The 11,269-nt window shown below is 68.3% G+C and carries 8 protein-coding genes and 2 pseudogenes; 1 reads left to right on the forward strand and 9 read right to left on the reverse strand.

Annotated elements, in window-relative coordinates; translation table 11 throughout:
- Window positions 1–184: 184 nt before the first annotated feature.
- From G6017_RS08915 to G6017_RS08940, 6 genes and pseudogenes are all read right to left on the reverse strand, one after another.
- Window positions 185–2,758, reverse strand: a complete 2,574-nt coding sequence (locus G6017_RS08915; RefSeq protein WP_241731068.1) for an MprF family protein — start codon at window positions 2,756–2,758, stop codon at window positions 185–187.
- Complete coding sequence (locus G6017_RS08920) at window positions 2,755–4,110, reverse strand: alpha/beta hydrolase (protein WP_347237885.1); 1,356 nt, start codon at window positions 4,108–4,110, stop codon at window positions 2,755–2,757. The genes G6017_RS08915 and G6017_RS08920 overlap by 4 nt, the downstream gene beginning before the upstream one ends.
- Window positions 3,992–4,498: pseudogene (locus G6017_RS17420) on the reverse strand (hypothetical protein); the annotation flags it as partial. The pseudogene G6017_RS17420 and the gene G6017_RS08920, both read right to left, overlap by 119 nt.
- A gap of 180 nt (window positions 4,499–4,678) precedes the next feature.
- Complete coding sequence (locus G6017_RS08930) at window positions 4,679–5,533, reverse strand: nucleotidyl transferase AbiEii/AbiGii toxin family protein (protein ID WP_182617011.1); 855 nt, start codon at window positions 5,531–5,533, stop codon at window positions 4,679–4,681.
- 67 nt (window positions 5,534–5,600) lie between these two features.
- Window positions 5,601–6,578, reverse strand: coding sequence for a type IV toxin-antitoxin system AbiEi family antitoxin domain-containing protein (locus G6017_RS08935; RefSeq protein ID WP_182609800.1), 978 nt, complete (start codon window positions 6,576–6,578; stop codon window positions 5,601–5,603).
- 308 nt (window positions 6,579–6,886) lie between these two features.
- Window positions 6,887–7,384 carry a beta-class carbonic anhydrase gene (locus G6017_RS08940; RefSeq protein WP_182609799.1) on the reverse strand — a complete coding sequence of 166 codons (498 nt, stop codon included), beginning with the start codon at window positions 7,382–7,384 and terminating at the stop codon, window positions 6,887–6,889.
- A gap of 153 nt (window positions 7,385–7,537) precedes the next feature.
- Here G6017_RS08940 and G6017_RS08945 point away from each other — a divergent pair, with 153 nt between their 5' ends.
- Window positions 7,538–8,986, forward strand: a complete 1,449-nt coding sequence (locus tag G6017_RS08945) for an APC family permease (RefSeq protein ID WP_182609798.1) — start codon at window positions 7,538–7,540, stop codon at window positions 8,984–8,986.
- Here the strand turns inward: G6017_RS08945 and G6017_RS08950 are convergent.
- The 3 genes and pseudogenes from G6017_RS08950 to G6017_RS08960 all read right to left on the reverse strand — a co-directional run.
- A complete protein-coding gene (locus G6017_RS08950) occupies window positions 8,922–9,602 on the reverse strand; it encodes a potassium channel family protein (protein WP_187700485.1) in 681 nt (226 codons plus the stop codon). The two genes, G6017_RS08945 and G6017_RS08950, sit on opposite strands and share 65 nt — an antisense overlap.
- Window positions 9,595–10,971, reverse strand: coding sequence for a TrkH family potassium uptake protein (locus tag G6017_RS08955; RefSeq protein ID WP_182617013.1), 1,377 nt, complete (start codon window positions 10,969–10,971; stop codon window positions 9,595–9,597). Before G6017_RS08955 ends, G6017_RS08950 begins: the two co-directional genes overlap by 8 nt.
- Window positions 10,972–11,006: 35 nt before the next feature.
- Window positions 11,007–11,269 (reverse strand): annotated as a pseudogene (locus G6017_RS08960) (PepSY domain-containing protein); the annotation flags it as partial.

Consider the following 11,269-nt stretch of genomic DNA (forward strand, 5'->3'; position numbering starts at 1 on the left):
TCACAGCTTGTTCAGCAGTCTCCTAGAGCCTGCTTCTACGGCCGACGCCGATCATCGCTGCGGATGGCGATGGTCGGCGCCGGTCCTCGTCGAGTGGGTTCGTAGAAGGACCCCTCGAAGGACCACGCGGTGGCCGCTCTCCGGCATCCGCAGTAGAGCCGTGGCACCGGTGCAGCCCTGCGGGTCATCCCGCTGTGGTGTGAGCCAGCCTCAGTGTGGACACCAGGCGGGCTCCCTGGCCGAGTCCCACCTTCGGGAGGTAGGCCCGTCCCACCGCGACACCGATCGCCGGTAGCGTCGCCGCATCCGGGTAGCACAGATGTAGAGGGCGGTACTCCGGGTGGAACTTGGCCTTGAACGCCAGGAGCGAGCGGAACCCGTAGACGGGTTCGAGCGTCTCCCCCACGCGGTCCAGGACACCGGTCAACGACGACGCGTCCCGGGGCGCGGGCGGGCCGTCCCCGCTCGGTTCACGTCGACCGTGCCCGAGCGGTGCCCCGGACAGGCTGAGGAACTCCAAGCCCTCCTCCTTGCCCGTGAGCGCGGCGGAGGCGATGAGGAACTCGGTCGTCGGACGGAAGCCGCCGGTACGGCGGCGCATGAAGTCCAACGTGAGGCCCACGAGCACACCCTCTCGGTAGACGGGGAGCCACGAGGTCACGCCGTGAACGACGTCGTCCCCGTCGACGGCCAGCAGCAAACGCACCTCGGGATCGCGTAGCTCGTCGATTCCACCGAGGGTGAAACCCATCTCGGGCAGACCCTTGTCGGCCACCCATTCCTCGGAGATGGCGACGATCTGCTGAGTCAGCGTCAGGGGAGCCTCGGCGAAGGTCGTCCACGTGGCCGTCACCTGTTCCTTGCGCGCCCGGTTCAGGGCGGTGCGGACATCCTGGAACCGTTTGCCGGTGAACGCCAGGTCGGGCAGGGGGATCACGGTCTCTTCGGCCACCTGGACCGAGGACCACCCCGCCGCCCTCAGCGCCGCCGCCAGCTCGTCGTCGACGGAGTAGAAGCAGGGATCCAGCCCCTGCAGAGCGCAATGTTCGGCGAACTCCAGCGCCGCGGCGCCGGACTGATCCGGCGGCCCCACCGGGCCTCCGGTGGTCAGCGCGACCCGGCCGACCACCCGGAAGGCCACCGCGGACCGGCGACCCGGCGGGTGCTGGTCGGTGAACCAGTACTCGTTGCCGTCCCAGGTCGTCATCCACGACAGAGAGGACCCGCCCGGTGTGTGCAGCAACTGCCGTAACCGCTCGTGGGCCGCGGGGTCCTCGTCGATGCGCCGCGCCCGCAGAAGGCGCCACAGGACGACGATGACGCAGGCCCAGACGGCGACGCCGATCCACTCGAACAACGCCGTCGCCGCGTCGGAGACGGGGAGTAGGGTCGGCCCGAACAGGCCCAGGTACGCAGGAGGAATCAGGCGAGCCGGATAGTCGCGGGCGAGCTCGGCGATCGACGGGTCGGAGAGACCGGACGCCGCGACGCCCTCCGTGACCACCGCACCGAGGCTGACAAAGGCGACGAGCCCGCCGAGCACCACCGCAGTGATCGACAGGGCCGACTGTCTGAACGCGCGACTGCTCGCCCGCACGCGGAAGAACCGTCCGGTGGCCAGCAGGGTGAGCAGGACCGCGGTCACCACCACCAGCGGCGACACCACCCAGACCGTGAGCGCGTGCGGGGCCGCCCCGAAGATCAGTTGGCGTCGTCCGTGGCCGCCGTTGATGGGTCCGGTGACGAGCAGAGCGACTGAGGCAGCGAGCTGAGTGCCGTACGCGGCCAGCGCCCACCAGCGTGCCGCGCGCCGGCCGCGTCGGAGTCCGTCGGCCAGGACGAGGATGAGAACGGACGGCATGAGGGTGAGAGCGAGGGGACCGACCCCGGTCAGGCGGAGAAGTTGTCTGGCGTTCCAGCAGTCGATCCCGCCCGGGGCGGCCTCGCACAGCTCGGCCACCTGTGCCGGGGTGTAGGGCACCTCGCGTACGAGCTGACTCAGGGGCGCCAGGGGCCCGACCGCGCCTGAGGTGAGCGAGACCAGGAGGGGGCCCAGGACGGTCGCCGCCACGACCAGGGCCACGAGGGTTCGGGTCTCCCGGACCGATCCGCCGAGCAGCGGGGTGCGGTGGCGCTCCGTCGCCTGCAGGGCACCGACGGCAAGTCCCGCGAGTGCCCCGGACAACCGGACCGCATCCTGGGGATGCCCGGCGAACAAGAGGAGAGTGACGAGAACAGTCAGGACGACGGCGCGGATCCGGCGTCGCCACAGGGTCGGCATCCGGCTCGTCGCCGCCAGCAGGATCCCGAGGATCCACGGCAGCGGATCGACCCACGAGTGCGCTGGGGCCACCGGCGCCCCCCTGTCCCCGTTGGTCAGAATGCCGACCAACAGGTCGCGACCGATCCCGCCGAGAACCCCTCCGAGTTGAGCGGCGAGGGCGGTGACGAGGAGGCGGGTCCCGCCCAGCAGGCGCTCGGCGACCGGGCCCACCGCCAGAAGCAACAGGGTGGAGACAAGGAGATCGGCGAGGCCGGAGACGACCAGGCCGGACGTGATCGGGGTCCAGACGAATCCGTGGCCCAGGGACACCGACCCCGCTGCGACCCTGTCGAACCACTCGGGATCCGGACCGTGGAGCGCTGTGCCGGTCACTGCGGCCACCACCCACATCAGGGCGAGCAGTGCGATGGTGACCGGGGAGGTCGACCATGCCCGGGCCGCGTATCGGCGCACGGTGGAGATCGTCGGCCTCATCGGATGAGCCCAGTCCTCTGGGCGAGCCAGGGAAGTTCGCGCTCGAGGCCTGCGGACCACACGGCGTAACTGTGCCCCCCGGGCAACTCGGTGAGGTGGGCGTCGACCCCTGCGGACAGCGCGGCTGCATAGAGGTCCTTCGCCGCCGGGCCGTACTCGGTGTCGGTGGATCCGTAGACGAACGCGCCGGCCAGGCCGGGGAAGTGCCGGCTCGCGAGCAGGTCGGCGGGGTTGTTCTGGCGGAATGCCGCCTCGTCTCCGCCGAAGAACTGTTCGACGGTGGCGGATCGCGTGCCGATCGTCGGTTCTCCCTGCCCCGACATGTCGAGGAAGGTCGGGAAGACGTCCGGGTCGGACAGGGCCATCTGGAGCGCGCACGTCCCGCCGAAGGACAGCCCCCCGATCGCCATCGACATCGGCCCCGAGGCGACCTGCAGGTTCTCGTGGATCCACGCCGGGACGTCGACGGACAGGTAGGTCCGGGCATCGCCCCGGGGCGAATCGACGCACAGCGTGTTCCCGAGCGACTCCCCGATCGGGTCGGCCACCACCACGACCGGGGCGAGCCCGGCATGCCGGTCCGCGAACGCGTCCGCGATCACCGGCAATCTCCCGGAGACCACCCAGTCTTCGGGGGCGCCGGGCTGACCGGCGAGCAGGACGAGGACCGGGAGCAGTGGGCGAGGCTGCGCGAAGTATGCCGGCGGCAGATAGATCTGGGCGGGCCGCGCCGTGAAACCCGACGCGGTCCCGGGGATCGTCGCCTCGGTGATCGCCCCGCTCGTCGGCATGTTCTCGGGCGGCGTCCACACCTCCTCCACGGCGGTCCCGGGCGGGAGATCGTCGCCGACGGTCGTCGGGGCGGACCCGAGGACGTCGGCAAGGGGGACGGTCCGGTGTTCCGGCACTCCTATCAGGGTGCCGACGGTGGGGAACTCGGCGTACACACGGTTGACGTGACCGCCGGCGCCGAGGAGCACGGCAACCGTTGCGAGCACCACTCCGCCCACGCGCCACGGGCGCCGGGAGGTACTTCCGCCGGCCAAGCAGGTGACCGCGAGCATCACCGCGAGCAGGGACACGGCGATCCACACGTACACCGTCCGCGGGATCGCATCCGGGAAGGGTCTGAACACCCCTTCGACCAGGACCCCGCCGGCCACGGTCACCAGCACGGCGGCGACCGTGCACGCGGGCAGCATCCGTAGCCACCAGCGGCGTCGATCCCGGGAGTCACTCTTCCCTCCCGTGGAGCCGGCGAGCGACAGGCCCGCGAACCCGACCACCACGAGCACCCACAGGGTCGCCAGCACCGGCGTCTCCAGAAGAGACACACCGAGTAGCTGCTGCACCGCCACCCACCTCCACCGCGAACCACGTCAGGCCGCCTGTCGAACCCGCGTCGTCGTCACCCGCGTGACACCGCGGGTCGAAGCCTAGGAGGGTTTGCTGAGACGACGCGGAGACGGGCACAGCGCTGTCACCAGAGTCAGTGGCCGAGGTCGGTGGCCGAAAGGGTGCGGGTCCACGCCCAGGTAGCCGAGGAAGTTTCCCCCAACACCGTGCCGAACCGTCGCGGAGGGATGTGCAGGAATGCATACTTCCCACGCTCATCGCGACCACGTCGGATAGCCCGTCCACCGTCACGGGTATCGCGCTGTCACCGGCGGAACCGTCGCCCAGTTGCCCGTAGTGGTTCAGTCCCCAGCAGTGGGCGCCGCCGTCCGTCAGGACCGCACACCGCGCAGTGCCTCAGCCCCACGGGCGCGCAAGCTTCTTGGCGATGGTCTGGTGTGCGAAATCGTGAACTCGGCATCGTTTACTTGTAATAACGTCTGGATATCGGTTCGCCCCGCCGTCGGTTCGAGAGGATGCCCTGCCGGCCTGACCCGGGCAATGTGTGGGCGGGGGTTTCCTTATTCATGCCGGGGGGACAGGTCGTGGTTGCCACTTGCGCCGTTCAGGGGACCAGCAGCCGGCGGTGATCGGGTTGTCGGGGGAGAGGACAGAGTTCAGCAGCGCTTCGGCCGTGGTCAGCGCGCTGTCGACAGCACGCAGTTCTGGGCGGGGTCGATGGAGGGTGCCCACGAATTTCTGGTATCCGGCCGGCCACTCGTCACTGGGAAGGATGAGGCGGGGAGGGAGAGCCAGGGTGCGGATGCGGGACTGTTGGCCTAGTGCGGTGCGCAGTTTTCCTGCGTCCACTTCGAGTTCGAGGGCGATTAAGGCGATGTCGTAGAGATCTCGGTACCGGGTGGAGCTACGGGTGCCGTGGATCTCGTACATGGCGCAGGTTTTATCGGCGAGCTGGTTTTCTATCGGGTAGGACAGCACGGTGAAGTGCCGGCGAGCGAACGGGACCTCGAGTGGGTCGGCGCGGGTGACCGCCAGTGGTTCGGTGACGGTGGGCGCCTCAAGGTCTCCGGAGACGTCGATGTTGAACCGGGAGAACTCGGTAGTGCCGAATCGGACGATGACGGTCAGTTGGATGTTCTCGACGGTTCCGCTGGCCGTCTCCCTCCGTGGGTTGCGCACATAGAAGGTGTACGGGCCTATTGTGGTCTGGTCCATGGCTGCGATCAGACTGTCGGCGGCTGCGCGATGGCCTGTGGGGGAGGCTTGCCGGTACAGGTCCAAGTCTTGGGTGTGGCGAGCCCCGGGGATGAGGCAGTAGAGATTGGTGCCGCCCTTAAGGACCCACACCGGGTCGGTGGCCATCAGTTCTGCGAGGAACACTTCGCGGAAAAACCTGCTGTAGACGGCGTTCGGGGTCAACTTCTGCTGCTTAGCGAACTGGCGTAGCCCGGCGGTGATCTGGCCATGAGTGGCCCGCGGTCTGGGTTCAGGCATCGTCCCGGCCGGCCTGGTCGTCGTCCTCGGTGTCACTGGTCTTGCTTCGCTCTTGACGAAGCCAGTTAGCGCCACCACCAACGCTGCTGCCATAACCACCACCGGTAGCGGCTAGCGCGTCCCCGAAGGCCTGCACGGTAGTGCTGGCTTGGGTTTCCAGCTTCTCTCGGAGCGCTGGGGAGAGCATCGCCGACGAGTCTAATGCTGCCGACGCAGGTAGCTTAAGGTTCGGGGCAGTTCTGGCGGCGATCTCGCGGAGCTGTTCCTGGATCGGCGCTATCGCCTGCTGCATCATGCGGGCGAGGTGGTCATCGCCAGCGCGGTGGCTCGGGAAGAGTTCCTCCAGACGAGCGCGCATTGCTGGCGCGGTGTTGCGGATAGTTCCGAAGTTCTCAGCTACCGGCGCGAGAGCCTCTGCCAGGTCATCTGTGGTGGTTAGACCCCTGGACAGCGCATCGGCGAGCATATCGATGAGGTGTCCCGGTTCATGCCCGGCACGGGCCAGGTCAAACACAGTTCTTTCCACGGTGGTGATCGGCAATCCATCCATGTCGATGACTTCCCCCGGGGACAGCGCTGCGGTGACGAACCGAACACCGCGCTGGCGTGTCTGTCGTCGGCCGGGCGTGGTGAAAATGATCGCCTCGCTGGGCAGATCGCCAATTCCATGCAGCTGCGCGGCGGTTTCGTGGGAGACGACCGCGTACTGGTCGTCGTTGTATCTGCGCTCAGCGGCCAGGGCATGCGGTTTCAAGGCCAGCCATTGCGCCCGAACCTCGAGCACGGTCGTCACTGGGGTTGAGGCGCTCGCGTAGACCCCGTGACGCACCCGCAGCAGTACTCCACGGTCCACGAGGCGACTCAGGAGGACGGCACTAACACCCAGCTCTCGGGCCTGGGCGGCAGTGAACAGGCCCCACTGCTGGGCCGCAAGATCCAAGACGGCCTCCGTCGCTTCCCCCAGTTTCATACTGCAATTATTACACATAGGGCTACTTTTGCAGTTCCCAACGAGTGCTGCCGCTTCAATAATGCCCGAAATAGATACTATTGAAGCGTCCAAGTGTGCGGCCTCAAGGCGATGCATTGCTGGCGGGCGAGAGCATCGCTTACGCAGCCGAATAAGACCCAACAACGCTTGGCGGCGCACAAGGGAGGTCGGCCCGTGACCCAGAGCGGGTAAGAGCGATGCACACTTACCCGGGAACGGCCCCCGAGACGCACGGTCGTCATCCATCGCTCTCTCCGGACCCCGTGCGCCCCTATGGCGAGGCGGACCTATCCGCGCGTGACCTCACTCAGGTCCCCGGTCGCCACGTCGTAGACGAACCCGCGAACAGCGGTGCCGTGCAGGAGGAACGGGTCGGCCTCGACGCGCGCCAGCGATTGGCGGACGTCCGCTTCCACTTCTGGAAACGCCTCTGGTGACCACCGCGGACGCAGTCCTGTGTCGGCCTGGATCTGGTCTTTGAAGTCGTCGTCGCGGAATGTGAGCATGCCGCAGTCGGTGTGGTGGATCAGCACGATCTCCTCGGTGCCCAGGAGTCGCTGGCTGATCGTGAGGGACCGCAGGACGTCGTCGGTGACCACGCCTCCGGCGTTGCGGATCACGTGCGCGTCACCCTCGGACAGCCCCAGCAGCCCGTACGGGTTGAGGCGGGCGTCCATGCACGCCACCACGGCGATCTTGCGGCCGGGCGGCATGGGCAGGTCGCCCTTGTCGAAGTCGGACCGGTAGGCCGAGGCGGCCTCGAGCAGCTCGTCGGTGACTGTCATGTCCGGAATCTAGTCCCGGAGTCGAACCAAGACCAGCGTTCTTCTTGCCCCGATCACAGGCGACTCCCGCCAATACCCGGAGCCGCTTCCGGCACGCCCGTTCGGTGGGATGCTGACCGGATCGGCGACCGTTCCGGTGTGTGGGAGGTGTCCATGACCGATACCCCGTCCGCCCCGGGTCGGGACGCGGGAGACCCCGGCCTGGCCGCGCCGACGCGCGCCCTGCGGCCACCGGCCCTCAAGCGGGTGATCGGGCCGGGTCTGCTCCTGCTGTTCATCGTCGGGGACATCCTCGGTACCGGCATCTACGCCCTCACCGGCAAGGTCGCCGAGGAGGTCGGGGGCGCGGCGTGGCTGGCGTTCCTCATCGCGTTCGCCGTCGCGGTCCTCACCGCCACGAGCTACCTGGAACTGGTCACCAAGTACCCGAAGGCCGGCGGCGCCGCCGTGTACGCACACCGCGCGTTCCGGGTCCAGATCCTGACCTTCCTCGTGGCCTTCGCCGTCATGGCCTCGGGTCTGACCTCGGCGTCCTCGGCCGCCCTGGCCTTCGCCGGGAACCTCAACGAGGCGGTCGGGCTCGACCTGATGTCCCGGACCTGGCCGCTGATCGGAATCGCCCTGGCGTTCATCACCGCGGTCGCGGCCGTCAACCTCCGCGGCGTCTCCGAATCGGTCCGCCTCAACGTGGTGCTCACGGCCATCGAGCTCACGGGCCTCCTGATCGTGATCGCGATCGGGGCGTGGGCGATCGGACACGGCCAGGGAGATCTCTCGCGCGTCACGGAGTTCGACACCGCCTCGGGCGAGAGTCCGGTCCGGTCGGTCACGGCCGCCACCGCCCTGGCCTTCTTCGCCATGGTCGGGTTCGAGGACTCGGTCAACATGGCGGAGGAGACCAAGGATCCGGTGCGGATCTTCCCCAAGGTCATGTTCGCGGGACTGGCGGTGACCGGCCTGATCTACGTCCTCGTCGCGATCTCCGCGGTGGCCCTGGTGAGCCCGGAGGAACTCGGCGAGGGGGAGACCCCGCTGCTCACGGTGGTGGCGACGGGCGCCCCGGCGTTCCCGATCTGGATCTTCGCGTTCATCACCATGGCCGCCGTGGCCAATTCGGCACTGATCAACATGCTCATGGCGTCCCGGCTGGTGTATGGCATGGCCCAGGAGAAGGTGGTGCCGCGGGCGCTCGGCCGCGTCCTGCCCGGCAGGCGGACTCCGTGGGTGGCCATCCTGTTCACCACCGTGTTGGCGGCCGGGCTCGTCGCCCTGGCCGACCTCACCGCCCTCGGCGGGACCACCTCACTGCTGCTGTTGGCGGTGTTCACGGTCACCAACCTCGCGGTTCTGGTCCTGCGCCGGCAGCCGGTGGAGCACGCGCACTTCCGGGCGCCGACCGTGGTTCCGGTGCTGGGGCTGCTGAGCTGCGGCTTCCTCGTGTCCCCGTTGTCCGGGCGGGCGGATGCGGACTACCGGCTGGCCGGGGTGCTGCTGTTCGTGGGCGGCGGACTGTGGTTGGTGCAGCAGATCGCCGGAGCTATCGCTTCCGGTCGGAATGGTCGGCGAACCTCTCGAGGTCCCGGACATGCCCCGAGACGATGATCACGTCCTCCGCACCGATCGAGGTCTCCGGCTCCGCGTAGTGGAACGGCTGGCCGGGAGGCTTGATCCCCACGATGTTGACCTTGTGGCGACTGCGGGGGCGGCACTGATCGATGGTGCGTCCGACGACGTCCCTCGGGGGGAGCATGCGGGCGATCGCGAAGTTGTCGTCGAACTTGATGAAGTCCATCATCTGGTTGGCGACCAGGTGCGCTACGCGGACGCCGGCGTCGTGCTCGGGGAACACGACGTGGTGGCACCCGATCCGGGTGAGGATCTTTCCGTGGGCCTTGTTGATCGCCTTGGCCCACACGTGCTCCACGCCCAGGTCGACAAGGTTGACGGCCACCAGGACGGACGATTCGATCGAGGTCCCCACGCCCACCACGGCGGTGGAGAAGTCCTGCGCGCCGAGCTGTTGGAGTGCCTCGATGTCGGAGGCGTCCGCCTCCACCACGTGGGTCAGGGAGTCGGCGTACTTCTGCACGAGTCCGTGATCCCGTTCCACCGCGAGCACCTCACGCCCCTGGGAGACGAGCTGGGTGGCCAGGGAGACGCCGAAGCGGCCCAGGCCCACGATGAGCACCGGGGACTGGCGACGGTTGCGGTCAGCCAATGATCGGCCTCTCTGTGGGTAGGCGGTATCTGGTGCGCTGGGCTCGCATGGTGAGCGCGGTGGCGAACGTGATGATGCCGACGCGGCCCGCGAACATCAGCCCGGACAGAACGTACACCCCCGCGGGCTCGAGTTCCGCGCTCAGGCCGGAACTCAAACCGCAGGTGGCGAACGCGGAGATGGACTCGAAGAGCGGGCGTCCGAGGTCCTCGCCGGTGAGGACCATCAACGTCAGGGCCGAGGCCGACACGAGAGTCAGTCCCATCCCTGCGACGGACACGGCGATCCGGACAGAGGACGTGGGCAGCGCGCGGCCGTGAGCGGTGGTGTCCTCCTGCCCTCGGGCCTCGGCGAGGAAGGCGAGAAAGATGACGGCGAGGGTGGTGACCTTGACCCCGCCGGCGGTCGACACCGAACCACCGCCGACGAACATCAGCGCGTCGGTGATGAACATGGTCGACGACCTGGTGTCCGCCGGCTCGATCACCGCGAAACCCCCGGATCGCATCATCACCGAGGCGAACAGGGAGTTCTGGAGCTTGTCCGTGACGCTCTCCCCGCCGAGGGTCGCGACGTTGCTCCACTCCACCACCGCGAATCCCAGAGCCCCGACGAGCATCAGCAGGACACTGAACTCGACGGTCAGGCGGGTGTGGAGGTTCCACCTGCCGAGGTGCCACTGGTGTTTCCACAGGACCAACAGGACGGGGAAACCCAGGCTGCCCAGGAACACTGCGCAGATCAGTGCCCAGAAGACGACGGGATCGTGGGCCACCGCCGCCAGGCCGTCGGGGTGGAGGATGAAGCCGGCGTTGTTGAACGCGGAGACGGCGTAGAAGACGGCATGCCAGATCCCGTCGCCCACCGAGCCCTGCTGGGCGATCAGCCGAGGGGTGAGGATCAGGGCGATGACCAGTTCGACCACGGCCGAGGAGACCACGATCGTCTTGATCAGCGACCCGACCTCCCCCAACCCGCCCGCCGATGTCCCGGTCTGCGCCAGCAGGCGGGTGCGGACCCCGAACTGCCGGGTGACCGAGAGTGCCAGCATCGACGAGATGGTGACGATGCCCAGGCCACCCAGTTGGATCGCCGTCAGGATGACCACCTGACCCGCTGACGACCAGTGGGCGGCCGTGTCGACCGTGGTCAGACCCGTCACCGACACCGCTGACGTGGCCGTGAAGACGGCGTCGTGCAGCTCCGGCGAGCTGCCCGAGGACGTGGCCCACGGCATCATCAGCAGTGCGGTGAACAGGGCGATGGCGGAGGCGAACGCCGCGAGCGCGGATCTGGCCGGGGAGCTGTAGGTGAACGCGCGAATCGCCTGCGCGCCCGAGGAGAGGACGCCCGCGCTCCTGGACACCATGGGAGTGAGGGTAACCCCAGCGCCCTCCCCGGATGTCAGCCGCGTGCGCGTCGTGCCGCGAGTCCCAGGATCACGTCCAGGACGAGGAAGGCCGCCAGTGAGATCCCCAGGAGCGGGACGGCCCACCCGATCGCCGCGACCACGGTCACGCCGACCAGGGTTCCCACGGGGCGGCGACGCAGCAGGTCGAGCGTGGCACCACGTGCGGGGGGCCGGGCCAGACCGCCGGTGCGGGTCGGTCGCCGCGTCCACCACAGGACGTAGCCCCGGACGATGACGACGACGAGGGCCGCCGCCA

Origin of the sequence: Dietzia sp. B44, from assembly GCF_014145245.1 — a bacterium.
Lineage (GTDB): Bacteria > Actinomycetota > Actinomycetes > Mycobacteriales > Mycobacteriaceae > Dietzia > Dietzia natronolimnaea.

Coding starts and splice junctions, on each gene's coding strand:
- G6017_RS08915 (WP_241731068.1), bottom strand. CDS start 2,758: ATGAGGCCGACGATCTCCACCGTGCGCCGATACGCGGCCCGGGCATGG.
- G6017_RS08935 (WP_182609800.1), bottom strand. CDS start 6,578: ATGAAACTGGGGGAAGCGACGGAGGCCGTCTTGGATCTTGCGGCCCAG.
- G6017_RS08955 (WP_182617013.1), bottom strand. CDS start 10,971: ATGGTGTCCAGGAGCGCGGGCGTCCTCTCCTCGGGCGCGCAGGCGATT.
- G6017_RS08940 (WP_182609799.1), bottom strand. CDS start 7,384: ATGACAGTCACCGACGAGCTGCTCGAGGCCGCCTCGGCCTACCGGTCC.
- G6017_RS08945 (WP_182609798.1), top strand. CDS start 7,538: ATGACCGATACCCCGTCCGCCCCGGGTCGGGACGCGGGAGACCCCGGC.